The sequence below is a fragment of the Methylobacillus arboreus genome (assembly GCF_020532725.1).
Lineage (GTDB): Bacteria > Pseudomonadota > Gammaproteobacteria > Burkholderiales > Methylophilaceae > Methylobacillus > Methylobacillus arboreus.
Map to the genome: position 1 here is coordinate 40,134 of NZ_JAJAVC010000007.1, position 26,125 is coordinate 66,258.

The 26,125-nt window shown below is 56.8% G+C and carries 19 protein-coding genes; 6 read left to right on the top strand and 13 right to left on the bottom strand.

All coding sequences use genetic code 11. The features are described 5' to 3' along the window. Positions 1–183 precede the first annotated feature (183 nt). The gene (locus tag LG198_RS10185) at positions 184–2,253 is read left to right on the top strand and encodes a carbon starvation CstA family protein (RefSeq protein ID WP_230343081.1); all 2,070 of its coding nucleotides are present in this window, start codon (positions 184–186) and stop codon (positions 2,251–2,253) included. Then, on the top strand, positions 2,238–2,456 hold the full coding sequence (locus LG198_RS10190) for a CstA-like transporter-associated (seleno)protein (RefSeq protein ID WP_407659188.1): 219 nt from the start codon (positions 2,238–2,240) through the stop codon (positions 2,454–2,456). Before LG198_RS10185 ends, LG198_RS10190 begins: the two co-directional genes overlap by 16 nt. A gap of 27 nt (positions 2,457–2,483) precedes the next feature. Here LG198_RS10190 and LG198_RS10195 read toward each other — a convergent pair whose 3' ends face one another. The 4 genes from LG198_RS10195 to lgt form a co-directional block, all read right to left on the bottom strand. Beyond that, the gene (locus LG198_RS10195) at positions 2,484–3,911 is read right to left on the bottom strand and encodes an aminotransferase-like domain-containing protein (RefSeq protein WP_230343230.1); all 1,428 of its coding nucleotides are present in this window, start codon (positions 3,909–3,911) and stop codon (positions 2,484–2,486) included. 101 nt (positions 3,912–4,012) lie between these two features. Beyond that, complete coding sequence (locus tag LG198_RS10200; protein ID WP_230343082.1) at positions 4,013–4,324, bottom strand: methyltransferase family protein; 312 nt, start codon at positions 4,322–4,324, stop codon at positions 4,013–4,015. Beyond that, on the bottom strand, positions 4,314–6,638 hold the full coding sequence (locus LG198_RS10205) for an FdhF/YdeP family oxidoreductase (protein WP_230343083.1): 2,325 nt from the start codon (positions 6,636–6,638) through the stop codon (positions 4,314–4,316). The genes LG198_RS10200 and LG198_RS10205 overlap by 11 nt, the downstream gene beginning before the upstream one ends. Positions 6,639–7,102: 464 nt before the next feature. After that, positions 7,103–7,900: a prolipoprotein diacylglyceryl transferase gene (gene lgt / locus LG198_RS10210; protein ID WP_230343084.1), complete on the bottom strand. Its 798-nt coding sequence runs from the start codon at positions 7,898–7,900 to the stop codon at positions 7,103–7,105. Between the two features lie 60 nt (positions 7,901–7,960). Between lgt and ilvD the strand changes: the two genes are divergently transcribed. From ilvD to LG198_RS10225, 3 genes are all read left to right on the top strand, one after another. Continuing rightward, positions 7,961–9,811 (top strand): dihydroxy-acid dehydratase, encoded by a 1,851-nt coding sequence (gene ilvD / locus LG198_RS10215; RefSeq protein ID WP_230343085.1) that lies wholly within the window; start codon positions 7,961–7,963, stop codon positions 9,809–9,811. A gap of 51 nt (positions 9,812–9,862) precedes the next feature. Further along, positions 9,863–10,774, top strand: a complete 912-nt coding sequence (locus LG198_RS10220) for a D-hexose-6-phosphate mutarotase (RefSeq protein ID WP_230343086.1) — start codon at positions 9,863–9,865, stop codon at positions 10,772–10,774. Positions 10,775–10,876: 102 nt separating this feature from the next. Beyond that, positions 10,877–11,203, top strand: coding sequence for a c-type cytochrome (locus LG198_RS10225; RefSeq protein WP_230343087.1), 327 nt, complete (start codon positions 10,877–10,879; stop codon positions 11,201–11,203). Positions 11,204–11,530: 327 nt separating this feature from the next. On the opposite strand, the gene LG198_RS10230 is transcribed toward LG198_RS10225, so the two are convergent. Beyond that, on the bottom strand, positions 11,531–13,420 hold the full coding sequence (locus tag LG198_RS10230; protein WP_230343088.1) for a sigma-54-dependent Fis family transcriptional regulator: 1,890 nt from the start codon (positions 13,418–13,420) through the stop codon (positions 11,531–11,533). Positions 13,421–13,725: 305 nt separating this feature from the next. On the opposite strand from LG198_RS10230, the gene LG198_RS10235 reads away from it, so the two are divergent. Then, complete coding sequence (locus LG198_RS10235; RefSeq protein ID WP_230343089.1) at positions 13,726–15,597, top strand: methanol/ethanol family PQQ-dependent dehydrogenase; 1,872 nt, start codon at positions 13,726–13,728, stop codon at positions 15,595–15,597. Positions 15,598–16,328: 731 nt separating this feature from the next. Here the strand turns inward: LG198_RS10235 and LG198_RS10240 are convergent. From LG198_RS10240 to LG198_RS14390, 8 genes are all read right to left on the bottom strand, one after another. After that, positions 16,329–17,735, bottom strand: coding sequence for an APC family permease (locus LG198_RS10240; protein WP_230343090.1), 1,407 nt, complete (start codon positions 17,733–17,735; stop codon positions 16,329–16,331). Positions 17,736–17,815: 80 nt separating this feature from the next. Then, complete coding sequence (gene hemF, locus LG198_RS10245; RefSeq protein ID WP_230343091.1) at positions 17,816–18,733, bottom strand: oxygen-dependent coproporphyrinogen oxidase; 918 nt, start codon at positions 18,731–18,733, stop codon at positions 17,816–17,818. 33 nt (positions 18,734–18,766) lie between these two features. Further along, positions 18,767–19,309, bottom strand: coding sequence for an L-threonylcarbamoyladenylate synthase (locus tag LG198_RS10250; protein ID WP_230343092.1), 543 nt, complete (start codon positions 19,307–19,309; stop codon positions 18,767–18,769). Positions 19,310–19,574: 265 nt separating this feature from the next. Beyond that, positions 19,575–20,843 carry a phosphoribosylamine--glycine ligase gene (gene purD, locus LG198_RS10255; protein WP_230343093.1) on the bottom strand — a complete coding sequence of 423 codons (1,269 nt, stop codon included), beginning with the start codon at positions 20,841–20,843 and terminating at the stop codon, positions 19,575–19,577. 141 nt (positions 20,844–20,984) lie between these two features. Then, positions 20,985–22,571: a bifunctional phosphoribosylaminoimidazolecarboxamide formyltransferase/IMP cyclohydrolase gene (purH, locus tag LG198_RS10260; RefSeq protein ID WP_230343094.1), complete on the bottom strand. Its 1,587-nt coding sequence runs from the start codon at positions 22,569–22,571 to the stop codon at positions 20,985–20,987. A gap of 25 nt (positions 22,572–22,596) precedes the next feature. Next, on the bottom strand, positions 22,597–22,833 hold the full coding sequence (locus LG198_RS10265) for a Fis family transcriptional regulator (RefSeq protein WP_230343095.1): 237 nt from the start codon (positions 22,831–22,833) through the stop codon (positions 22,597–22,599). Continuing rightward, a complete protein-coding gene (gene dusB / locus LG198_RS10270) occupies positions 22,833–23,864 on the bottom strand; it encodes a tRNA dihydrouridine synthase DusB (protein WP_230343096.1) in 1,032 nt (343 codons plus the stop codon). The genes LG198_RS10265 and dusB overlap by 1 nt, the downstream gene beginning before the upstream one ends. A 195-nt stretch (positions 23,865–24,059) precedes the next feature. Next, the gene (locus LG198_RS14390) at positions 24,060–25,964 is read right to left on the bottom strand and encodes a methyl-accepting chemotaxis protein (protein WP_328485387.1); all 1,905 of its coding nucleotides are present in this window, start codon (positions 25,962–25,964) and stop codon (positions 24,060–24,062) included. Between the last annotated feature and the right edge of the window lie 161 nt (positions 25,965–26,125).

Genomic DNA, 26,125 nt, shown 5'->3' on the forward strand with positions numbered 1-26,125 from the left:
CCGGCAGCGCAGCCGCTGCTGCGTTGCAAATCCTCGCCGGGCAACAAGCCCGTCTGCGGTTTGCGCCTTGTATCGACTACCCTGCCGGGGCAACGAGCCTCATGAAAAGAGTGTGAATAGGCTCTCAGCCTGCAGGTTTGGTTTTATACTGGCGGGCAATATTGGGACATATCATAAACCTAAATGAATAAAACCTTACAATTATTGGCTTGGTTCGCAGTCGCTATTGTCGGCGCTGCCGCGGTGGGCGGCATTGCCCTGCACCGTGGCGAGAGCATTAATGCGTTGTGGTTCATAGCTGCCGCAGTCTGTATATTCGCGATTGCCTACCGTTTTTATGCTGCATGGATAGCGGCCCGCGTGCTGGTAGTGGACGCCAGCCGCGCTACCCCGGCGGAGAGGTTGGATAACGGCCGCGATTATGTGCCCACCAACAAATGGGTGGTGTTCGGCCATCATTTCGCAGCTATTGCCGGCCCCGGGCCGCTGGTGGGGCCAACGCTCGCCGCGCAGTTCGGCTATTTGCCCGGCACATTGTGGATATTGGTGGGCGCGGTGCTTGGCGGTGCCGTGCAGGATATGGTGACCTTGTTCCTCTCCACGCGTCGCAATGGCCGCAGCCTGGGGCAAATGGCACGGGAGGAATTAGGCCCTATCGGCGGCTTTGCCGCGCTGGTGGGTACCTTCACCATCATGGTGATCCTGATTGCCGTGCTCGGGCTGGTGGTGGTCAACGCCATGAAGCATAGCCCATGGGCGACCTCGACAGTGGCTGCTACCATACCGATTGCCATGATAGTGGGCATTTACATGCGCCATTTCCGGCCAGGACGTGTGCTGGAAGCTTCCGTGCTGGGGGTGGTGTTGCTCTTGCTCTCGGTGTTTGGCGGCGGTTATATCGACCAGCACGCTTTCCTGCGCGGCCTGTTCGACCATGACGGGCTCAGCCTGGCCTGGTGGGTGATTGCTTATGGCTTCGCTGCTGCCATCCTGCCGGTATGGCTGCTGCTGGCGCCGCGCGATTATCTTTCTACCTTCATGAAGCTTGGCACCATCTTCCTGCTGGCGATTGCGATCATCCTGCTCCAGCCTGAAGTGAAGATGCCTGCGCTTACCCAGTTTATTGACGGCACCGGGCCAATCTTCGGCGGCAGCCTGTTCCCATTTGTGTTCATCACCATTGCTTGTGGTGCGGTCTCCGGCTTCCATGCCTTGATTGCGTCCGGCACCACGCCCAAGCTGATTGCCAGCGAAGCCGATATCCGCATGATAGGTTATGGCGCGATGTTGCTCGAATCGTTTGTTGCTATCATGGCGATGATTGCGGCCACGGTGCTTGATCCAGGCGTCTTCTTTGCCATCAACAGCCCGGCCGGCCTCGTCGGCAAGGAAGCGGCTGATGCCGTGGCGACTATTTCAAGCTGGGGGTTCCCGGTGACCGTGGAACAGATGGAAATACTCGCGCGCCAGATGGGCGAGGCAACCTTGTTCGCCAGAACCGGCGGCGCGCCTTCGCTTGCGGTGGGCATGGCAAGCATCTTCGGCAGCGCATTTGGCCAGCACCTGCTTGCACTCTGGTATCACTTTGCCATCATGTTCGAGGCGATATTCATCCTGACCACGCTGGATGCGGGCACCCGGGTTGGGCGCTTCATGCTGCAGGATATGCTGGGTAACTTCTGGCCCAAGCTGGGGCAGACATCATGGTATCCATCGGTATTGCTGACCAGTGCCATTGTGGTGGCCGGTTGGGGTTATTTCCTTTATATCGGCGTGATTGACCCGAACGGCGGCGTGAATATCCTCTGGCCTTTGTTTGGCATCTCCAACCAGATGCTGGCGGCGATTGCGCTTTCGGTAGGGACCGGCATCCTGATCAAGTCCGGCCGCCTGAAATATGCCTGGGTCACTGCGCTGCCGTTGAGTTGGCTGGTGTTGGTAACCACGAGCGCAGCCTGGGAGAAGATCACCAGCGATGATGTGCGTATCGGCTTCCTCGCGGCGGCCAACGATATGTCGGCCAAGCTGGCTGCAGGCTTGCTGCCGCCAGATAAAGCCGCTGTCGCTCCCCAGCTTATTTTCAATCAGCAGCTTGATGCTGCGCTGACATTGTTTTTTGTCGTGGTGCTCTGGATCGTGATCCTGGATATGCTGCGCGTGAGCTACCGCAGCCTGAGCGGCAAGCCGGTACGTCCCATGATTGAAGCGCCCTATGTCCAGACGCAACTGGATTCAGCGTGGGTGCGCGACTGATGTTGCGGTTTTTCCGTCCAGCCTTGAACCGTACCTGGCGTTTTTTGCGCCAGGTATCCGGTGACGATGCCTATGAGCGTTACCTGCGTTTGTATGCCGCCAATCAGAAAAAGCACCGGCACCAGGCCCCGCCTTTGTCGCGGGAGGCATTTTTCAAGGCGTGGCAGGATGAAAAGTGGGACGGGATAAAGCGCTGCTGTTGAGGGGGCAGTGCAGATAATAGTCTTTGACTAGTTCTGCTCAGTGCCTGCCAGCATTTCGCAGGCTAGTATTCCCACGTTGCGCACCGCCTGTTCGATGGCCAATGTCCACAAATGGCTGAAGTTGAGGCGGATATAGTGGGTGAGGTCTTTCTTGCGCGAGAAGATGGTGCCGGGCGCCACGGTAATGCCATTATCAATCGCGGCACGGTAAAGCTTGAGCGAGTCCAGCTGCGGCGGCAATTGTACCCAGATCACGTATCCGCCCTTGGGCACCGAGAGCTGCGTGCCGGGAGGGAAGCTTTCCTCGATCACGTTGCGGATCAGGATGTATTGCGAGCGCAAGGTGTGGCGCAACTGTTTCAGGTGCTGCTCGAAGCTGTCGCGCTGCATGAACTTGGCAATGGCGATCTGCGGTGCCGAAGGCAACGACAGGCTGTTGAGGAACATCAGCCGTTCTACCTCCTGCCGGTAGCGCCCGGCAGTGGTCCAGCCGACGCGATAACCCGGTGCCAGTGATTTTGAAAACGAGGAACAATGTAGCACCAGGCCCGAGCGATCAAATGCCTTGGCCGGCTTGGGGGCGGTTTCGCTAAAATACAATTCGCTGTAGACGTCATCCTCGATCAGTGGAATCTGTTGCTCTGCCAGGAACTCCACCAAGGTTTGTTTTTTCTCATCCGGCATGACGAAGCCCAGCGGATTCTGGAAAGTGGTGGTGAGCACCACGGCCGCAATCCGGACATTGTCTGTCGTGGCGCGCAAGGCATCGAGGTCTATCCCGGTTTCAGGGTCGGTGCGCAGCTCGGCAACCTTCATGCCTAACCGCTCCACGGTGTGCGCAAGCGCATAATAGCCCGGTGCTTCCAGTGCAATGATGTCGCCAGCCTTGGTCACTGCCTGCAGGCAAAGCGTGATGGCCTCCGTGGCGCCATGGGTGATGACAATGTCGTCAGGCGAAACGTCCATGCCATAGACAAGATAGCGCCGGGCAATCTGCTGGCGCAGCATTTCATTGCCTGGCGGCAAGTCGCTCAATATCCCCCATTCGCCTTCATCATCGGTCAGGGCTTTTTCATACTGGTGGATTTTCTTGAGCGGGAACAGCTGCGGATCCGGGAATGGCGAGCCCAGTGGCACAGTGCCGAACTCGCGGATGGATTTGAGCGTGGTGAGTACCAGCTTGCTTGCGTCCACCTCGGAGAGGTTGATGTCCTTGGCAAGCGGCGAACCGCGCTGCTGCAGGCGTTTGCGTGGTGTGACGTAGTAGCCGGACTGGGGATGGCTGCTGATGATGCCTTCCTGTTCCAATAGCAGGTAGGCGCGTAGCACAGTGCTGATGCTGACCCCATATTTCTGGCTGGCCTGGCGTACGGAGAATATCTTGTCGCCGGGCCGCAGAACGCCTTCATCAATCATCGCGCGTATGCGGGCAGCAAACGAGACATAAAGCTTCATGGTAAGCCGGGGAGAGTCGAGTCCTTGATGCCTGCCATTGTACTCCAGCCGCCTGCCGACGCGGTTTGTGTTTTGCCAGCCGGCTGGCTGGCGCATGAAGCTTATGCGACCTGCAAGGCCTGGGAAATTTCTTCGCCGCTTGCTGTCAATGCCGCTACCAGGCGCTCTTTCTCGGTGGAAACTTCAACCAGTTCCTGCTCGGTGAGCGCGGTCATGAGGCGTTGCAGCGTGCTCATGCGGATGCCCAGCCGTTTGCAGATCGCGGCCAGGGACACACGTGCGCGTCCCTCTTCATGCTCGGCATGCAGCAATTCCAGGATCCCCAGCATCAGCACGGCGCTTTGGTCCAGTTGTCCGTGATCAAAGTTGGCATCCACCTCCTCGTGTTCGGCATGGTCATGATCAAGCAGCATTGGATACCTCTGCCGCGACGGTCTTTTCGATAATGACGGGAATCGACTTGGAAGTTGGCGTGTGGGAAAGATCGGCAACACTTTCCAATGGCACCAGGTTGTTGGTTTCCGGGTAATAGCCTCCCAGGCAACCTTGTGGGATGTCATAGGTCACGACCAGGAAGTTGTCGGCCCGACGGGTGATGCCATCCTGCCAGACGCTGATCAGGTTGACCCAGTCGCCCGCCTTGAGTCCCATGCGCTTGATATCCTCCGGATTCATGAACACGACACGGCGCTGGCCGAACACGCCGCGGTAACGATCATCCATGCCGTAGATCGTGGTGTTGTACTGGTCGTGTGAGCGGGTGGTCATCAGGACGAACATTTGGTCGCCGTATTGCTCGCGCGCCTGGTGGATAGGCGAGTTGCGCGGGATTTCATGCACTGTGAACTCAGCCTTGCCGGAAGGCGTGATCCAGACACGCTCGCTTGAAGGTACAGGCATGCGGAAGCCGCCTGGATGCTTGATGCGTTCGTTATAGTTTTTGAACAGCGCTGGCATGGTCTGCTCGATGACATCGCGGATCTTGCTGTAATCCTTGATGTATTCCAGCCATGGGGTCTTGCTGTTCTTGAGCGTGGCATGGGCCATGCGGGCGACGATCGCGGGCTCGGACAACAGATGTGGCGATGCCGGCTTGTTCATGCCGTAGGAGATATGCACCATGCTCATGGAATCTTCCACGGTCACGCCTTGCGGCCCGGTTTCCTGGTTGTCGATCTCGGTGCGGCCCAGGCATGGCAGGATCAGCGCTTCCTTGCCGTGAACCAGATGGCTGCGGTTGAGCTTGGTCGTGACATGGGCGGTGAGATCGCAATTGCGTAGGCCATCCCAGGTGCGATCAGTGTCGGGCGTGGCAATCGAGAAATTGCCGCCCAGCGCGAAGAAGAACTTGGCCTTGCCGTCGATCATGGCCTGGATGGCAGACACTGCATCGTAACCCGGCTCCTTGGGCACCTTAATGTCGAACACGCGCTCTAGGCTTTCGAGGAAGGCCAATGGCATCTTTTCGTAGATGCCCACAGTGCGGTTGCCCTGCACGTTGCTGTGGCCGCGTACTGGGCAGAGGCCGGCGCCTTCCTTGCCGATATTGCCGCGCAACAACATGAGATTGACCAGGGTCTTGATAGTGGCCACGCCATGCTTGTGCTGAGTGATGCCCATGCCCCAGGTGGAGATCACGCGGTCGCCGGTGGCATAGATGCGGGCAATTTCCTCGATCTGCGCCAGTGGCACGCCGGATTCTTCGACGATCAGGTCCCAGCTTTCATTGCGTGCATCTGCTGCAATGGCTTCAAAGCCATTGGTATGCTGCTGGATGAATTCCACATCCACGACACGCTCTGTGCCATTCTTGATGGCTTCGTCGTCCCACTGGATCACGAACTTGATCATGCCCTTGACCAGGGCCAGGTCGCCGCCCAGCTTGGGCTGGATGAACATATCGCTGATCTTGCTGCCCTTGAACGACAACATGTCGAACGGGCTTTGCGGGTCGGCGAAGCGCTCCAGGCCGCGTTCCTTCAGCGGGTTGATCGCCACGATGCGCGCACCGCGCTTGGAGGCTTCACGCAACTCACCCAGCATGCGCGGATGGTTGGTGGCAGGGTTCTGGCCGAAGATCAGCAGGGTGTCGGCATGCTCGAAGTCATGCAATGTTACTGAACCCTTGCCGATGCCCACGGTAGGCGGCAACGCCATGCTGGTGGATTCGTGGCAGAGGTTGGAACAATCCGGGAAGTTGTTGGTGCCGAATTCACGCACGAACAATTGATAGAGGAACGCCGCTTCATTGCTTGCACGACCGGAGGTGTAGAAAATCGCCTCGTCTGGATCGTCAAGCGCATTCAGGTGTTGCGCTATCAACCCGAATGCGCCGTCCCAGGAAATTTCCTCATATTTGTCTGTGGCCGCGTTATAGCGCATGGGGTTGGTCAGGCGGCCTTCACCTTCAAGGTCAAAGTCGCTCCACTCCATGAGTTCAGTGACGGTGTGCTTTGCGAAGAAGGCAGGCGGCACACGCTTGGCGGTCGCTTCAGCCGCCACTGCCTTGACGCCGTTTTCGCAGAATTCAAAGGTGGAAGTGTGTTCCTTGTCCGGCCAGGCACAGCCTGGGCAGTCAAAGCCATCGGGCTGGTTTTGCGACAACAGGGTGGTGATGCCCTTGACGGGAATCTTCTGCAATGCAAGTTGGGCTGCGACTTGCTTCAACGCCCCCCAGCCTGCGGCAGGGTGGTGATATGGCTTGATGGCTGCTTTTGGTTGTGACATAGGTTCTCTACTTGATCCTGACAGTTAGGCCTGCGCGTTTTTTCACGCATGGGCCATGAATACACAATGACGATTACAGCAATCGTAAGGGAGCAAACGGAAGGAAACCAGATACAGAAGTAGGGGAATTTTTAGGGTACAGTTTGGAACTTAACTGGCGGGGATGGCGCGTGGTTGCTTGGCTGCTACGTTAATCACCATTCTGCTTCCACCAGATGGCATCTGGATGGTGACGTCCCTAGATGTTTTTGACATAGTGCTTTACCTCACAAATGTTGGCACGGCACAGGCTGAGGATTCCGCATGACATCCAGTTTAACCGGAGCGCCGCTTGGTTGAGCATGGACTGATTAGGATGTTTTTCCGGGTTCGGGTGGTGCAATAGCACCGTGTGCCCCTATTGTCACCATGTTACGCCGCAGGTTTGGCAATGAATGCTTGTTTACCATTCCTAGGTTCAATGATCAGACTTGCGATGGCTGCCGCAAGCTCACAATCATCAACCATACTCCCGCAATTACCATAGGCAAGCTCAGCCACTGCCCCATGCTCAGGCCGAGCGACAGCAACCCGAGGAAATCATCAGGTTGACGCGTGAACTCGACCAGAAAGCGGAAGCCGCCGTAGCCGATGAGGAATAGCGCAGAAACTGATCCCCTTGCGCGCGGTTTGCTCGAATACCACCAGAGCAGGATGAAGAGCACGACGCCTTCCAGGAGGAATTCGTAGAGTTGGGAAGGATGACGTGCAACGTTGTCTATTTGCGGGAAGACCATGGCCCAGGGAACATCGCTGGCGCGGCCCCATAGTTCGCCATTGATGAAGTTGCCCATGCGTCCGGCACCGAGACCGACAGGCACCAATGGTGCGACGAAGTCCATGATGCCCAGGAAGGTCAAGCCGCGTTTCCTGGCGAACAGCCACATGGCGATCATGACGCCGATGAAGCCGCCATGGAAGGACATGCCGCCTTGCCAGAGGAAGAGAATTTCATGTGGATGGGAAAGGTAGTAGCTGCCCTGGTAGAACAGGGCATAACCCAGCCTGCCGCCCAGGATGACGCCCAGTGCGCCATAGAACAGGGCATCGTCGAGCGTTTTGGTTGTCCAGCCTGATTGGCTCCACCAGGTTTGGTGTTGGATACGCCATTTTCCCAGCCAGAGGAAGGCCAGGAACCCGATAAGGTACATCAGGCCATACCAATGGATGCCGAATGAGCCCAGATGAATGGCGACCGGATCAAATTGTGGGTGAACAAGCATTGGGATTGGCCCTTGGATTGGAGTAAAATCTCCTAATTATACGTTTAGTTTAGGGTTTTTATGCCGCAATACCGCTCCAGAACCTCCACCCATGGCCGTAACATGGCAGGCGCACGCGCCCTTTGGCGTGCCACCGGGATGAAGGAAGACGACTTTCAGAAGCCTATCATTGCCATTGCCAATTCCTTTACCCAGTTTGTGCCTGGGCACGTGCACTTGAAGGACCTGGGGCAGCTGGTGGCGCGCGAGATCGAGCGTGCTGGCGGCGTTGCCAAGGAATTCAATACCATTGCCGTCGACGACGGCATCGCCATGGGCCACAGCGGCATGCTGTACAGCCTGCCTAGCCGCGACCTGATTGCGGATGCTGTGGAATATATGGTCAATGCGCACTGTGCAGATGCGCTTGTCTGCATCTCCAACTGCGACAAGATCACCCCGGGCATGCTGATGGCGGCCTTGCGTCTCAATATTCCTGTCGTGTTTGTTTCCGGCGGCCCGATGGAAGCCGGCAAGGTCAACTGGCAGGGCAACATCCACAAGCTTGACCTGGTGGATGCCATGGTGGCGGCTGCCGACAGCAATGTGTCTGATGAAGAGTCTGATGCGATTGAGCGCTCTGCCTGCCCGACTTGTGGCTCCTGTTCCGGGATGTTTACTGCCAATTCCATGAACTGTCTTACCGAGGCCTTGGGCTTGAGTTTGCCTGGCAATGGCTCGACGCTGGCAACGCATGCCGCGCGCAAGGATTTGTTCCTCAGGGCAGGCCGCCTGGTTGTGGAAATCGCCAAGCGTTACTATGAGCAGGATGACGAAAGCGTGCTGCCACGCAGCATTGCCAACCTGCATGCATTTGAAAATGCCATGAGCCTGGATGTGGCCATGGGCGGTTCCACCAATACCGTATTACATTTGTTGGCAGCGGCGCACGAGGCCCAGGTGGATTTCACCATGGCGGACATCGACCGTATCTCGCGCGGTGTGCCTTGCGTCTGCAAGGTGGCGCCTGCCACGGCCAAATACCATATGGAGGATGTGCACCGTGCGGGCGGTGTAATGGGCATTTTGAGTGAGTTGAGCCGTGCGGGGCTGATCCACCGAGATACGCCTACTGTACACAGCCCCAGCCTGGGCGATGCGCTGGACAAGTGGGACATCACAACCACTACGGATGAGGATGTAAAAAAGTTCTACCGTGCTGCGCCGGGCGGCATTTCAACCACGATCGCCTTCAGCCAGTCCATGCTCTGGCCTGATCTGGACACAGACCGCAACGAAGGCTGCATACGCAACAAGGAACATGCCTACTCACAGGATGGCGGCCTGGCCGTGCTTTACGGCAATATCGCGTTGGATGGCTGTATTGTGAAGACAGCCGGTGTGGATGACAGCATCCTCAAGTTCACCGGGCGGGCGCGTATCTTTGAAAGCCAGGACGATGCCGTGGCAGGGATTCTTGCCGACAAGATCGAGGCCGGCGATATTGTCATCATCCGCTACGAAGGACCGCGTGGCGGCCCGGGCATGCAGGAAATGCTTTACCCTACGAGCTACCTCAAGTCCAAGGGCCTGGGCAAGGCTTGTGCATTGCTCACCGATGGAAGATTCTCGGGCGGCACTTCCGGCCTGAGCATCGGCCATGCTTCGCCGGAGGCGGCAGAAGGCGGCGCCATTGGGTTGGTGGAAGAAAATGACATCATCGAGATTGATATTCCGAACCGTACCATCCACTTGGCTGTCAAGGATGAAGTACTGGCACACAGGCGTGCCGCGATGGAGGCACGAGGCAAGGATGCCTGGAAGCCGGTCAACCGCCAGCGCCATGTATCCGTTGCATTACGTGCGTATGCTGCCATGAGCACTTCAGCCGCGAGAGGAGCTGTGCGCGACGTTAGCCAGATCGAGAAGTAAGCGGTACGAAAAATAATAATAAGAATTCATTAATTAGATTAATAAGAGCGTATGCAATCAGTACACGAATTGAATGCCCGGTACGGGGTCGGGCATAAAATCCATTTTTCCGCCGATCTTAACGGCCTGGTGACGCTGGAGATTGAAAATCCGCACGCCACTGCCAAGGTTGCCTTGCAGGGTGGGCATGTCATGCAATGGAATCCGCGGCATGACGAGGCGCCGGTGCTGTGGCTGTCCGATCAGGCACGGTTTGTTGCCGGGCGCTCAATTCGTGGCGGCGTACCGGTCTGCTGGCCATGGTTCGGGCCGCATCCCACGGATGAAACCCTCTGCCCGCATGGGTTTGCCCGTGTCGTGCCATGGGAAGTCGTGGATGCCAGGCCCGAGCCGGACAATACCACCAGCCTGGTAATGCGTCTGGTGGATAGCCGCCAGGTGGAAAAGCAATGGCCTTACGATTGCGAGCTCACGTTGACGATTAATGTGGGGCCGGTGCTCAAGATGGCATTGACCACCATCAATCATGGCAGCGAACCGTTTGTGATCGGCGAAGCGTTGCATACTTATTTCCAGGTCAGCGATATCGAAGTGGTCAGAGTGCTGGGCCTGGACCATACCGAATACGAGGACAAGGTTGAGGATTACGCGCTCAAGCGCCAGTCTGGCGATGTTACTTTCAATGACGAGGTTGATCGTGTGTACCTTAATACCGAGTCTACCTGCGTGTTGGAAGACCCGGGCTTGCGGCGCAAGATCATTATTGAAAAGTCGGGCAGCCGTTCAACCGTGGTCTGGACGCCATGGGAACGCAAAGCGGCCGAGATCGGCGACCTGGGCAGCCATTACGGCTGGCGGCATATGCTCTGTGTCGAGTCTTCCAATGTCAGGGATAATATGGTGACTGTGGAGCCTGGCAGCTCACACACCTTGAATGTTCAGTACAGCACCGAGAGCTTGTAGCCGGTCTATTATTGACATGGCGGGCGGCATGGTCAACGCTGCTATGGCCTGAACCGTTGTAATGCATTCAGGTGAAGCAGGACGGCCTCCCAAGGAGATGGAATGAAGACAATCATACGCATATTGGTGGCCACAAGTTGTTTGTTCATGGCAGGGCAGGCGGTAGCGCTGGATGCAAAAGCGGCAGAAGCGCTTGCCCAGAAGAATGGCTGCCTGGCTTGCCACACGATCAAGCAAAAGGTCATTGGCCCCGCGTTGCAGGATATTGCCGCGAAGTACCGGGGCGAGCAGGGGGCGGAAGCCAAGCTGATTGGCCGGGTCAAGAACGGCACGAGCGGAGTTTGGGGGCCGGTTCCCATGCGGCCCAACAGCCCACAGGTAAAGGATGAAGACATCAAGCTCATTGTGCAGTGGATACTGACCTTGTAAACACTGTGGTTTAATCTTGAAAAACCAGTCGCTGATCGGCTGGTTTTTTCTTGTCTTAGAGCCTGTGCAGCCTCGTTTCATGGGGTACGCATGGTTTAAAAACGCGTCCGGTCAAGGCGCAGGCCTCAGGTGATGCTTATTGCTTACGCCTTGTGACTGCGACGCGGAGCGGGCGCGTTTTGAGTCCATGCCCTTCGGGTTATCCCACCATGGCAGCCGCTGCTGCGTTGCCCATCCTCGCCGGGCAGTAAGCCCGACTGTGGTGGGCGCCTTGCTTCGACTACCATGGTGGGCAACGTACCCGATGAAACAAGGCTGCACAGGCTCTTATGCCAGGCCGAGCGCCTTGAGCTTGCGGTAGAAACGGTTGCGGCTCATGCCTAGCTCGCGTGCTGCGGCAGAGATATTGCCTTCATGATGTTGCAATGCCAGCCTGACTGCCTCATTGGTAATATCGTCGATAGAGCCTGCGGACAGGGCTGCCGTAGCGGCTTGTTCCGTGGTGATGCTACCCAGTTCTTCCATAAAGCCTGGTGGCAGGTGCTGGCGGCCCAGTGGCTTGCCTGCAGCTAGCGCCAGCATGGTTTTCAGCACATTGTGCAATTGGCGGATGTTGCCCGGCCAGGGGTGTTGGCGGAACAGTGCCAGCACCTCTTCATGAATCTCGATCTCGCTGGCGCCTTCCGCGGCCATGATGTGATTTACGAGGGCGTTCAAGTCTTGACGTTCTCGCAATGGCGGCAATGTCAGGCTGATACCGTTCAGGCGATAATAGAGATCCTTGCGGAATGCGCCCGAGGCTACTTTTTCCTGTAGTTTCTGGTTAGTGGCGCTGATGACGGCAAAATCCAGCTTTCTGGCCTTGCTGCCGCCCAGCGGGGTAACGCTGCGCTCCTGCAATACGCGCAACAAACGGGCTTGCAACAACAACGGCATATCGCCAATTTCATCCAGGAACAAAGTGCCGCCATGCGCTTGTTCCATCTTGCCCTGGCTGCCTTTCTGGCGTGCACCAGTGAAAGCGCCTTCCTCATAACCAAACAGTTCGGCTTCAATCAATCCTTCGGGCAATGCGGCACAGTTGACTGCAACCAGCGGGCCATGAGCGCGGGCGCTGCTCCGGTGAATGGCGCTTGCTAGCAATTCCTTGCCGACGCCGGTCTCACCCTGGATCAGGATAGGAATATCCTGGTTCATGACCAGTCTGGCCTGGCTTAATACCTCGGCGATACGCGGGTCATCGCTGGTCATTTCGACCAAGAGGCCGGTAGGTGCGGAGGAGGTGCGTATCGCGGCAATCCTGTCATTCGCAGACGGATCTGCTTCAATCTCAAGTACGGCATGGAGCGGTTCACCATTGATCTGGCGTAGGTTTAATACGACATTTTGCTGGGATTGATTGCAAATGCCGGTAAATGACTCCGCGAAGATGGATTGGAAGTCGCCAGGAATGTCCTGCAAATCCAGCAGGCTGAGTCCATGCCTGTTGATGGCCAGCAGCTCGCCTTGTCGCGAAAATACTGCGATGCCTTCCCACTGGGTATTGACGAAGTCGGAGTGGGTATGGAAATGCAGCCGTACCGGCCCCTGGTGGCAGGCCCTGAATATGCGGTTTTCTATGAGCTGGGCTGCCATTTTCACCAACGCCAGCGTGTGCGGCTGTTGAGTGGAGAAGGCATTGGATACATTGAGTGTGCCAAGCAGTTGCTGATTGGGACCAAAAATGGGGACTGCATAGCAGCTAAAGCTGTGTAGTTGCTCAACAAAATGCTCGGCGCCTTGCACTGCCACGGCCTGTTTTTCCACAATCGCGGTACCGATGGCATTGGTGCCGCGCTGTTGTTCGCACCATGAATAACCGGGGCTTAGCAGCTCACTGGGGGCAAGGTCAGTCAGCAGGTGCTGGCCCTGGCTGTGCAGGATGGTGCCTTCTGCATCGGTGAGTGCTACCACGCTATGGGAGTGGGCGATTTGTTCATACAGCGTAGTGATCTCGGGTTTTGCCTGGGTAAGCAGCAAACGATTCTTGCTGCGCTTTTTATCCAGCTCAGCACTATTCAGTATCGCCGTACTTAATGGCTGGGAGGCGCTGATGCCATTCTTCAGGCTGCGTCGCCAGGATTGTGCAATTGTTTTGTTGACCACGCCCTCCTGCATATCGCCTTGTGCAAGAAACTGTCGCCTTGCATGTCCGATTTGTTGCAGGGATTTTGTCATGGGGTGATGCATGAGTAACTTCATGGATAATTTTGGGAACTGTTCCCAAATGTAGCACTTGTGCAATTTTGTTACAACCTCTCATCGCCTGCCTTGAGCGACATTTAGGGATGAAACGGTATGGCAACATATTATTTTTGTTTGGTTTTTGGGAATTATTCCCGATTGTTGTGCCGGCTGGCATGCAGCTTGCTGAATAGGGCCTGCAAGTTGGTGACCAGAGGTTCATTGGTCATGGTGCCGTATTGACGGTGGAGAACGTCATACGGCAGATAAAACAACAATCACACTATGGAGAATATCCCTTGAAAGCCAAGAGTTTGAAAATAGCACTGGGTGCCAGCCTGATTGGCCTGACATCCATTCCTGCTTTTGCAGCAGATGAGCTGGAAAAGCTGATTCAGGACGATAACCAGTGGGTGGCACCGCGTAAGGATTACGCCAGCACTGGTTACAGCAAGCTGTCGCAAATCACCGCGTCCAACGTCAAGAATCTGAAGGCAAGCTGGACTTTTGCCACAGGCGTGAACCGCGGTCACGAAGGTGCCCCGCTGGTCATCGGCGATATCATGTATTTCACGACAGCCTTTCCTAACAATGTCTACGCGCTTGATCTTAATAATGAGGAAAAGATCAAGTGGTCGTACTTCCCTAAGCAGGATCCTTCCGTGCAGGCGCTGTTGTGCTGCGATAACGTGACGCGTGGTCTTGCTTATGGCGACGGCAAGATTTTCCTGCAGCAGAATGATGGCCAGCTGGTTGCACTGGATGCCAAGACAGGCGCCAAGGTCTGGGAAGTGAGCGTTGTCGATGTGAAGCAAGGCGCAACCACGACCAACGCCCCTCATGTATTCAAGGATAAAGTCATCACTGGTTGCTCCGGTGGCGAATACGGCGTGCGCTGTTACCTGACTGCCTACAATATCAAGGATGGTTCGCAGGCATGGCGTGCTTACAGCACCGGTCCTGACAGCGAAGTGTTGATCGGCGACAACTTCAACAAGGACAACCCGCACTACAGCGCTCTGTCAGTATATGAAGACGTCAATGGCGGCAACAAGGAAGGCGGCTCCTTCAAGCCATTACCCAAGGAAAAGCTGAAGTTCCCTGAAAAAGACCTGGGTGTTAAGACATGGCTCAAGCCACAAGCGACCAAGAACGGTTGGGAGCAGGGCGGCGGCGCTACTTGGGGCTGGTTCTCCTATGATTCCGGCCTGAACCTGGTGTACTACTCCACTGGTAACCCATCCGTCTGGAACCCGGACGTACGTCCTGGTGACAATAAGTGGTCCATGACCATTTTTGCACGTGATCTGGACACTGGGTTTGCCAAATGGGGCTATCAGCTGACGCCGCATGATGAATGGGACTTTGATGCAGTGAACGAAACCATTCTCTGGGATGCCGACGGCAAGAAGCTGGCGACTCATTTCGACCGCAACGGCTTTGGCTACACCTTGGACCGTCAAACCGGCAAGCTGCTGGTTGCCGAGAAGATGCATCCCTTCGTTAACTGGGCCACTGGTATCGACCTGACGACTGGTATTCCAGTCAAGGATCCCAAGTTCTCTACCCATGAGGATGTGAACGTCACAGGTATTTGTCCTGCCGCCTTGGGCGTGAAGGATCAGCAGCCTGCTGCTTACTCACCCAAGACCAAGCTGTTCTATGTTCCGCTCAACCATGTTTGCATGGATTACGAGCCAGTCGAAGTGAAGTATGTGGCCGGTCAACCTTGGGTTGGCGCCACACTGAGCATGTACCCTGGTCCTGATGGCGTGATGGGTGGCTTTATGGCCTGGGATGGCCTGAAGGGCAAGCAAGCTTGGTACAAGAAAGAGAAGTTCTCGGTATGGAGCGGCGCTTTGGCAACCGCATCCGACGTTGTCTTCTATGGCACGCTGGATCGCTGGTTCAAGGCTGTTGACGCCAAGAGCGGCAAGGAACTTTGGAAATTCCGCGTGGGCTCTGGTGTCGTCGGCAACCCGATTACCTATGGCCACAAGGGCAAGCAATACGTCGCAATCCTCTCCGGCATTGGTGGCTGGGCAGGTGTGGCAATGAACCTGGGCCTGACCAACGACAACGAAGGTCTGGGCGCAGCAGGTGGTTACAAGGAGTTGAAGGAGTGGAATGCGGCACCTGGTGGTGGTGCACTCAACGTATTCAGCCTCTAATACGGTTTCACCTTCAAACGTATAACGGCGTTGGGCCGCACTTGCCGTGCGCAAGCACTGCCTGCGGCGGCCCGCCTTGTTCTACGCTTGAATGCAAAACCGTATAAACCATCGTTAAGCAGTACCCCTGTCGCCAGACAGGGCTCATCTCCATTTTAGTAGTCCCTTCTAGCCAGTCCCTTGTGGGCTGGCTCTTTTTTTGCGAAATCAAGGGCGAGCGCAGCGATGCCAAGTCCGGGTTTGACCTTCGCTCCCATGTGACCGCGCCGAGCAGCGCAGGGGATGTCGCGGGCAGTTGGGTCGCCTTTTCTTTGGTCCTGTTTCTTTTGGCGAGACAAAAGAAATGGACTCGCCCGGCGGGGCGAAACCCATCCTCTCGTAAATAGCAGTATTGAATTAAGACCAGAAATTTTTAAGTGTTAAGGGCAATGATCTTGTCCCTCATTGCAAACAATTGAACGGTTGCCTTTCGCTTGCCAGCGAGTATCTTTCTTTTGCTTTGCCAAAAGAAAGATACCAAAGAAAAGGCGACCCCGATTGTCTGCGTCCCAGAGCAAAGCTCCGGGCAACCTGCGTTGCTCGCTTTTAATGGGGTCTGGCTGAACTCGCTGCGCTCAGACAGCTGCCAGTCCTTTTTCCATTAAAAGCTGTGCTACTCGGCGCAGCCAGACGGGAAGAAACTCCAGCCCTTGGCTTTTCTGCGCTCGCCCTTGAGTTCATGTTTGGCCGGGTTAGCTCTTTCGTTGCCTGAGTTTGCTGTGATGCATGGAATAAGCAAAGTACACCACAATGCCAATGCCTACCCAGACCAGGAAACGGTGCCAGGTTTCATCGGGCAGGAAGGTCATGAGTGCACCGCATGACAGGATGCCTAATACTGGAATCACAGGGCCCCATGGGTTTTTGAATGGCCGGTGCAGATTGGGCTGGCGGATGCGCAATGCGATCACGCCGAAGCAGACCATGACGAAGCTGGCGAGGGTACCGATGTTGACGGTTTCTGCCAGTGTGCCAAGCGGGAAAAAGCCTGCGACGACGGAAATGATGCTGCCGCAAAGCAGGATCAGGCGTGTCGGGGTGTGGCGTTCCGGGTTTACCTCGGAAAAGATGGCGGGGATCAGGCCGTCGCGGCTCATGGCGTACAGGATGCGGGTGAGGCCGTAAAGCAATACCAGGAGCACGGTGATAAGGCCGGCGAGTATCCCGGTAGCGACTAGGGTGGAAGACCAGGAATAGCCCAGCTGGCTTAAGGCATAGGCGACCGGGGATGAGACATTGAGGTCGGTATAGTGCACTACGCCGGTGAGCACGCCGGATACCAGGATATAGACCAAAGTGCAGAAGCTTACTGCGACGATCAGGCCGATCGGCAGGTCGCGTTGCGGGTTGCGCGCTTCATCGGCGGCAGTGGATACGGCATCAAAGCCGAAATAGGCAAAAAACACCAGCGAGGCGCCGGCGAGAATACCGATATTGTTGCCATCGGCCTGGGTTGAGAACCAGCCATAGGGCATGAAGGGCTGCCAGTTTTCGGTATTGACATGGCCGATGGCAATGGCGAGAAAAATGGCGATGGTGCTGAGCTTGATGGCGACCATGATGTTGTTGACGGTGGAGCTTTGCTTGACGCCGCTTATCAGGACTAACACCAGCAGCCAGATGATGCCGAAGGCGGGCAGGTTGATGATACCGCCCTGGCTTGGTGCCTTGGTCCAGGCTTCAGGAATCACGATGTTGAAGTTGGCGAGTGTGTTGATGAAGTAGCCAGACCAGCCGTTGGCAACCGCGGCGGCGCCGACACCGTATTCGAGCAGCAGTATCCAGGCGATGACCCAGGCAAAGAATTCGCCGAAGGCGACATAGGTGTAGCCATAGGCGCTGCCTGAACCGCCGACCGAGGAAGCAAGCTCGGCATAGGCAAAGCCGGCAAAGGCTGCCGCCAGGCCGGCAATAATGAAGGAGATTACCACGGCCGGGCCTGAGTACAGCGCTGCCGCGATGCCGGTGAGCACGAAAATCCCGGTGCCTATGGCACAGCCTATTCCGAGCAGGGCGAGGTCAAATGCGGAAAGGCATTTTTTCAGGCCGCTGTGGCGGCCTATCTCAACCGGTTTGGTGCGGAATAGCTGTGCAAACATATGGGCTCCCTTTATTGTTTTTCTAGTATGCACGAATTATGCCCAGGTTCTAAATTTCCCGGACCTGGGCAGGGATGCGCTTATTTCGCCGGCTTGTTTTCTGTGAGCCAGTCGCGACCGGTGATAAAGTCGCTATAGAGCTTGGCTTCGGCCGAGCCGGTTTCCGGCTTCCAGTCGTAGCGCCATTTGACGATAGGTGGCATCGACAGCAGGATGGACTCGGTACGGCCATTGGATTGCAGCCCGAAAATGGTGCCGCGGTCGTAGATCAGGTTGAACTCGACGTAGCGGCCACGACGATAAGCCTGGAAGTCGCGCTCACGCTCGCCGAATGGGGTGTCCTTGCGGCGCTGCACAATGGGCAGGTAGGCATTGAGGAAGGCATCGCCAACGCTACGCTGGAATGCGAAACTCTGCTCGAATCCCAGCTCGCTGAAGTCATCAAAGAATATGCCGCCGATGCCGCGTGCTTCCTTGCGGTGCTTGAGGTAGAAGTAATCGTCGCATTCCTGCTTGAACTTGGGGTAATACTGCTCGCCGAACGGGTTGAGTGCATCGCGGCAGGTGCGGTGGAAATGCACGGCATCCTCTTCAAAGCCGTAATACGGTGTCAGATCCATGCCGCCGCCAAACCACCAGATCGGTGCTTCGCCAGCCTTTTCGGCAACAAAGAAACGCACGTTCATATGCACGGTGGGCACATACGGGTTGCGCGGATGAAACACAAGTGATACGCCCATGGCCTGCCAGCTACGCCCCGCGGCCTCGGGATGGGCGATGCTGGCGGACGGTGGCAGCTTGTTGCCAATGACGTGGGAAAAGCCGATCCCGGCACGCTCGAACACATTGCCTTCTTCCAGCATGCAGGATGTCCCGCCGCCGCCTTCCGCTCGCTGCCAGCTATCATGCAGGAAGCGCTTGCCATCCACCAGCTCGACCGCTTCCACGATGCGGTTTTGCAGGCCTTGAAGGTAGTCGAAGATTGCATTTGGGTTCATGAAGCTCTCCAGGTATCACCGGGTCTCAATGCATCACGGGCGCACTATCTTGCCTGTGATGAGATCCTGTATGGTCGAAGGTTTGCCCGCGCCGCCAGTCCTGCCGGGCAATACCCTGACACGGTTGCCGAATAGGCGGTAGCATTCGCGAGTGGTTTTGGCCGGAACACGGCCATTGTGGTTGGCACTGGTGGAAACCAGCGCCATACCAGCCTTGCGGCAAAGATCTGCCGCAAATGGGTTGGCGGTGACGCGCACTGCCAATGAACTGTGCTTGCCACGCAGTAATGCGGGGCAGCGTTTCGCTGCGGGTGCCAGCCAGGTATGCGGGCCAGGCCAGCGCTCGAACATGCGCTGTTTTTGTTCTGGCGACACTGGCAGTATCAGATTCTTCAATTGCGAGAATTGGCTCGCAATGACAATCAGGCCCTTGCGCTGGGGCCTACCTTTGATACGCAACAGGCGCTTGATGGCAAGGGGGTGGGTGGGGTCGCAACCGAGCCCAAAGCAAGACTCGGTAGGGTAGGCAATGACACCGCCGCTACGCAGGAAATGCTGTAGTGCGCGTGCTTGCATGTTAGGGCCTGTTGATACCGATTTCACCAGTGCGGTTAATCTGGTGGGATATGGAAGGTGCTTGACGCACGAGCAAACGATGGGGATGGGTAGTGAATGAGCCCAAAGCCAGCCACCCCTGCGGGTTGTGACATGAACACATGGCTTGCGGCGTTGCAAGGCTTGCGAAGGGGGTCGCCCTTCGCCGCACCTCGCGCCTTGCATTCCATATGTTCATGTCACAACGCATCTTGCGAAATCAGTATCAACAGGCCCTTGTTCTTGATCAAGACTTGACGGCGCGATAGCCGATGTCGGTACGGAACTGCATGCCATCAAACTTGATGCCATCGGCAATCTTGTAGGCTTGCGATTGTGCGAACTTGACGGTTTCACCTAGTGCGGCAACGCAAAGCACGCGACCGCCGCTAGTGACGACCTTGCCATCCTTGATGGTGCTGCCTGCATGGAAGACATGGGCATCCTCGAGCTCCTTGGGCAGGCCGGTAATTTCATCACCCAGCCGCGGGGTATCCGGATAGTTGGCCGATGCAAGCACCACGCCGAGTGCGCTACGGCGATCCCAATCCGTCTGGGCTTCATTCAGCGTACCGTTCACGGCATGTTCCACCAGGTTCACCAGGTCGCTCTTGAGGCGCAGCATAATGGGCTGGGTTTCCGGGTCGCCCATGCGGCAGTTGAATTCCAGTGTCTTGACGCTGCCATCCTCGCTGATCATGAGGCCCGCGTACAGGAACCCAGTGTAGGGAATGCCATCTTTTGCCATACCCGCCACGGTGGGCGTGATGATCTCACGCATGACCTTGGCATGAATGTCGGGCGTTACCACGGGGGCTGGCGAGTAGGCGCCCATGCCGCCAGTATTCGGGCCCTGGTCCCCATCCAGCAGGCGCTTGTGGTCTTGGCTGGTGGCAAGCGGCAAAATGTTCTTGCCATCGACCATGACAATAAAGCTGGCTTCTTCGCCAGTCAGGAACTCTTCAATCACGACGCGCGCGCCGGCTGCCCCCAGCTTGTTGTCAGCGAGCATGGCATCAATCGCAGCGTGGGCCTCATCTTCATTCGTGGCAACCACCACGCCCTTGCCCGCGGCCAGGCCGTCGGCCTTGATGACGATAGGCGCGCCTTGCTGCCTGACATAATCATGCGCGGCGGCGGCATCGGTGAAGGTGGCATAGGCGGCGGTGGGGATGTCGTGGCGGATCATGAAAGCCTTGGCGAAATCCTTGGAGCTTTCAAGCTGTGCCGCGGCCTGGGTCGGGCCGAAAATTTTCAGGCCAGCGGCACGGAATGCATCGACCACGCCTTGCGACAACGGGGCTTCAGGGCCGACGACGGTCAGGCCGATTTGCTCCTGCTGTGCAAACTCGACCAATTCGGGGACTTTGGTGATAGGCACGTTGACCATATCCGGATCTAGCGCGGTACCTGCGTTGCCTGGCGCCACAAATACGCGGCTGATCCGCTCGCTCTGCGCGAGCTTCCATGCCAGTGCGTGCTCACGTCCGCCGCCGCCGATTACCAAAATTTTCATCGTTATCCTTTAAATTACAACTGGGTTTGATCCCGTATTTTAACCCTGGCCCCAGGTTATTTCTGTGTCTTAAGTAAGTCATCAGCAAGGCGTTGCTGGCAAGGAGGTGCAACACCGCCAGCGGCGCCTTGATGATGACGATCAGTGGCGGAAGTGGCGGATGTTGGTAAATATCATCACTAACCCATGCTCATCCGCGGCCGCAATCACCTCATCATCACGAATACTGCCACCCGGCTGGATCACACAGCTGGCACCGGCCTCGGCCAATACGTCAACGCCGTCACGGAACGGGAAGAAGGCATCGGAAGCCACGACCGAGCCTTGCAGGGTCAGGCCGGCATTCTGCGCCTTGATCGCAGCGATCTTGGTGCTGTCGACGCGGCTCATCTGGCCTGCGCCCACGCCCAGCGTCATGCCGTTGCCGCAGAAGACAATGGCATTGGACTTTACATACTTGGCAACACGCCAGGCAAACAATAGGTCTTCCAGTTGTTCTGGCGTGGGATGCTTCTTGGTGACCACCTTGATGTCATCCACGCTGATTTCGTGGTTGTCAGCGGTCTGGATCAGCAAGCCTGAACCGACGCGCTTGGTGTCGTGGGAGTTGCGGCCGTGGCTCCAGGCGCTATCGCCGCCTACGGGCAATGCAATCTTCAATACCCGTACATTGGCCTTTGCCTTGAATACTTCCAAGGCTTCGTTGGTGTAGTCGGGAGCAATCAGCACTTCCACAAACTGTTTGGAAACCGCTTCTGCCGCGGCGCCATCCAATGTGTGGTTGAACGCGATAATGCCGCCGAACGCGGAGGTCGGGTCGGTCTGGAACGCCTTTTGGTAGGCTTCGAGTGGATTGGCGCCCACCGCCACGCCGCAGGGGTTGGCATGCTTGACGATGACGCAGGCGGTGCTGTCAAAGCTCTTGACGCATTCCCATGCCGCATCGGCATCGGCGATGTTGTTGTAGGAGAGTTCCTTGCCCTGCAATTGCTGTGCAGTCACCAGGGAGCCGGGCGCAGGGTAGAGGTCGCGGTAGAACGCGGCCTTCTGGTGCGGGTTCTCGCCGTAACGCAGGTCCTGCACCTTCACCAGGCGGCCGTTGGCTTGGCCGGGGAATTCATTGCGCGTGCCGTCCGCATTGAAGGAGGAAAGGTAGTCGCTGATGGCGCCGTCGTAGTTGCTGATGCGGTTGAATGCGGCCACGGATAGGGCAAAACGGGTGGCTTTGCTGGTGGCGCCGCCAGTACTGCGCATTTCTGCCAGCACTTCTTCGTATTGGGAAGCGTCGGTTAGAACCGCCACGTCCTGCCAGTTCTTGGCAGCGGAACGCACCATGGCCGGGCCGCCGATGTCGATGTTCTCGATCGCGTCTTCCAGCGTGGCATCAGGACGCGCCACGGTAGCCTCAAACGGATAGAGGTTGACGACGATGAGGTCGATATTGGCAATGCCGGCAGACTGCATCGCAGCCACATGCTCAGGCAGGTCGCGGCGGCCCAGCAGGCCGCCATGGATTTTCGGGTGCAGGGTCTTGACCCGGCCATCCAGCATTTCCGGGAAGCCGGTGTAGTCGCTGACCTCAGTGACCGCGACGCCATTGTCGCGGAACAGCTTTGCTGTGCCGCCGGTGGAAAGGATTTCAACGCCAAAGCCGGATAGGGCTTTGGCGAATTCGAGAATGCCGGTTTTATCAGAAACACTGATAAGCGCTCGTTTGATCACAGCCATAATGAAAAGCTTTTAAGAAAAGAGGTTATTGAAGGTTGTGTTGCTGGAGTTTCTTGCGCAGGGTATTGCGATTGAGGCCGAGGATATCGGCGGCCTTGCTCTGGTTGCCGCCTGTGCGGTTCAGCACATACTCCAGCAGGGGTTTTTCCATGCACTGCAGCACCATGTCATACACAGCATGGGGAGGCTGCCCGTCCAGGTCCTTGAAATATTCATCGAGGGCTGTGCGGACGCAGCTTGCGAGATCCTGTTGGCTACCCATTATGCAGCCAGAACCTCATCAGTTGTGACAGCGGACTCGGGTACATATTGCAGGCGTTCGTCGCGCTGCTTGAGTTCGCCGAAGAAATCGCTGATGGATTGCAATTGCTCTTCCACCGTTTGCAGTTGGTTCATGTGGTGCCGGAAATTGGCGGAACCGACCAGGCCTTTGGTATACCAGGAGATATGCTTGCGCGCCACGCGCATGCCGGTGAGTTCGCCGTAGAAGTCATACAGGTCATGGATATGCTCCAGCATGACCTGGTGGATTTCCTCGACTTCGGGCGCAGGCAGGTGCTCGCCAGTCGCAAGGAAATGTTCTGTCTCGCGGAAAATCCAGGGACGGCCTTGCGCGGCGCGGCCTATCATCACGGCATCCGCTTTGGTGTAATCCAGTACGAACTTGGCTTTTTCCGGCGTGGTGATGTCGCCGTTGGCGATCAATGGAATCTTGATGGCTTGCTTGACGGCGGCAATGGTGTCGTATTCCGCATCGCCCATATAGAGACAGGCGCGGGTGCGGCCATGCATGGCAAGCGCCTGTACGCCAATATCTTCCGCCATCCTGGCCACAGCGACGGCGTTGCGGTTGTGCTTGTCCCAGCCGGTACGGATTTTCAGGGTGACAGGCACATTCACGGCATTGACCACCGCCTTGAGAATTTGTGAAACCAGGGGCTCGTCTTTGAGCAGGGCAGAACCTGCCATCACGTTACAGATCTTCTTGGCAGGGCAGCCCATGTTGATATCAATGATCTGGGCGCCGTTATCCACATTGTGCTTGGCAGCTTCCGCCATCATCTTGGGGTCGGCACCGGCAATCTGCACCGAGATCGGATCTACTTCGCCTTCGTGGTTGGCGCGGCGCAGGGTCTTGGCGCTGCCGTAGAGCAGGGAGTTGGATGTCACCATCTCGCTTACCGCCAAGCCTGCGCCCATCTTCTTGCACAGGACGCGGAAAGGGCGATCAGTCACACCCGCCATCGGGGCGACCACAAGATTGTTCTTCAGCTTGTATGGACCGATTTGCACCTGGCTATAACCGTATCAATGGCATGGAAAAGCTGCCCATTTTATATGCAAATGATGGGAGAACAAAGCACATATTGATGGATTATCCTCAAGCTGGGCGCTTGTGTTGGACAGTTAAGCCAATGTTTTACTTTAACTTCCCAACCTAAGCGGCTGGGAGATTTATGGCTGCGTGGTGTTTGCATGGCGGTAGGATCAGGGCAGTTTGAATACGGAAACAGCCTTGCTTAGTTGCTGGGCTTGGTCGTCTAGCGAGTGGGCCGCTGCCATGGCTTCTTCTACCAGTGCGGCATTCTGCTGGGTGACTTCATCCATGGAGGTGATCGCGATATTGATCTGCTGAATGCCGCTGCTCTGCTCTTCCGAGGCATGGACTATCTCGCTCATGATGTTGGATACGCGCTGGACTGCGGCGACGACATCCTGCATGGTGCTGCCGGCATCAATGACCTGGGATGACCCCTGGCCGATCTTGGTCACGGAATCGTCAATCAAATGCTTGATCTCCTTGGCGGCGCTGGCGCTGCGTTGCGCCAGGCTGCGTACTTCCTGGGCCACCACGGCAAAGCCGCGCCCCTGCTCGCCGGCACGCGCCGCTTCCACGGCGGCATTGAGTGCGAGGATATTGGTCTGGAAGGCGATGCCTTCAATCACGGCGGTAATCTCGGACATTTTTTTCGACTCATGGCTGATGTCCTCCATGGTGTTGACTGCCTCGGCGACCCTGTTGCTGGCTTGCTCCGCCGTGCTGGATGCGGTGGCCGCCAGCGAGTTGGCGATGCGTGCGTTTTCGGTATTCTGTCCCACGGTGGAGGTCAGCTCTTCAATGCTGGCCGCGGTTTCTTCCAGCGAGGCGGCCTGGTTTTCCGTGCGGCCCGAAAGGTCGCTGTTGCCAAGCGCGATCTCGGAAGAAGCGTTGGAGACATATTCACTGCTGGCGCGGATGTCACCGACAATGCTGCGCAGTTTCTCCTGCATGGCCTGCATTGCATGTAACATGCTGGATTGGTCGCCCGGCTTCAGGTCGATGCGGGTGCTGAGGTCGCCGTTGGCAATGTGCTGTGCAAGGTTGGCAGCGTCAGCGGGTTCGCCGCCAATTGGGCGGATTACCATGCGGTTGATCAGGTAGCCCAGCGCCAGCGATACCAGAATCACGCTCAGCAGGCCTATCATGATCGCCGTATTGCGCAGCCTGTAGACCCCATCGAGGATTTTGTCTTCAGGCACGGCGATGGCAAAAGACCAAGGGGTTTTGCTCTGCGCGATCTGTATCGGTTGGTAAATGCGCACCATGTTGGTTTTCAGCTGTTTGTCCCGGATGCTATCCTGGTATGGCTGGCCTTGCTCAATTGCCAGCCTGATCTTGTCCCATGTTCCACCTGTGGGCAGGGCTTTGCCCACATTGTCTGCATCCCTGTCGCCTACATAGCTGCCCTGGTTGGAAATCAGGCTGGCAAAGCCGGTGTCGAACGGCTTGATCTGGCTGATTTTCTGTTGGAAATCGGAAAGCAGTATGTCTACACCAGCGACGCCAACCACAACGCCATTGCTGCGGATCGGCACCGCCATGCTGGTGATGAGCGCTGTTTTGCCGCCAATTTCATATTCATAGGGTTCCAGCAGCGTCTCATTGCCGCTGTCGCGTGCCAGCAGGTAGTAATCGCCAGCGCCAGGTGTCGTGTAGTCGGCCAAGGGGGTGACTTCTATGACACCATCCGGACGGTTCCAGTAAGGCAGGTAACGGCCTGTGGCATCGGAACCCGCCCGGTTGATATATTCGCTGTCCCTGCCATCAAATGCGTTGGGTTCCCAAATGGTCCAGACGCCAATGAACGCCTGGTTCCCCTCCAGCACGCTTTTCAAAATGCTGTCCGCGAGCCTGCGGTTCGACAGTCCGGCGGCATGCAGGCCTTCAAGCGATTGCGCGAGCGTGCGTGCAGTGTCAAAAGCGCTTTCTATTTCGGCCTTCACCTCGTTGGCATTTTGCCTTGAGAGCGCACGCGTGTATTCAAGCGCTGATTCCTGCTGCAAGGTCGCTGCTTTATAGGTCAATACGGCAATGGTAAGGCTGAAGCCAACCAGGATCATGGCAATGACCATTAACTGTATTTTCGTGCTTAGGCTGAGGGATTTCGTGTGCGACATTGGGCGGCCGGTCATCGTGTATTTTAGACACTGCCACCAAGCAATAAATATTCCCCAGGATCAACAATGGTCAAAACACGTTTTTCCGGCAAGCTTGGCTGGGCGGCTTTACATTA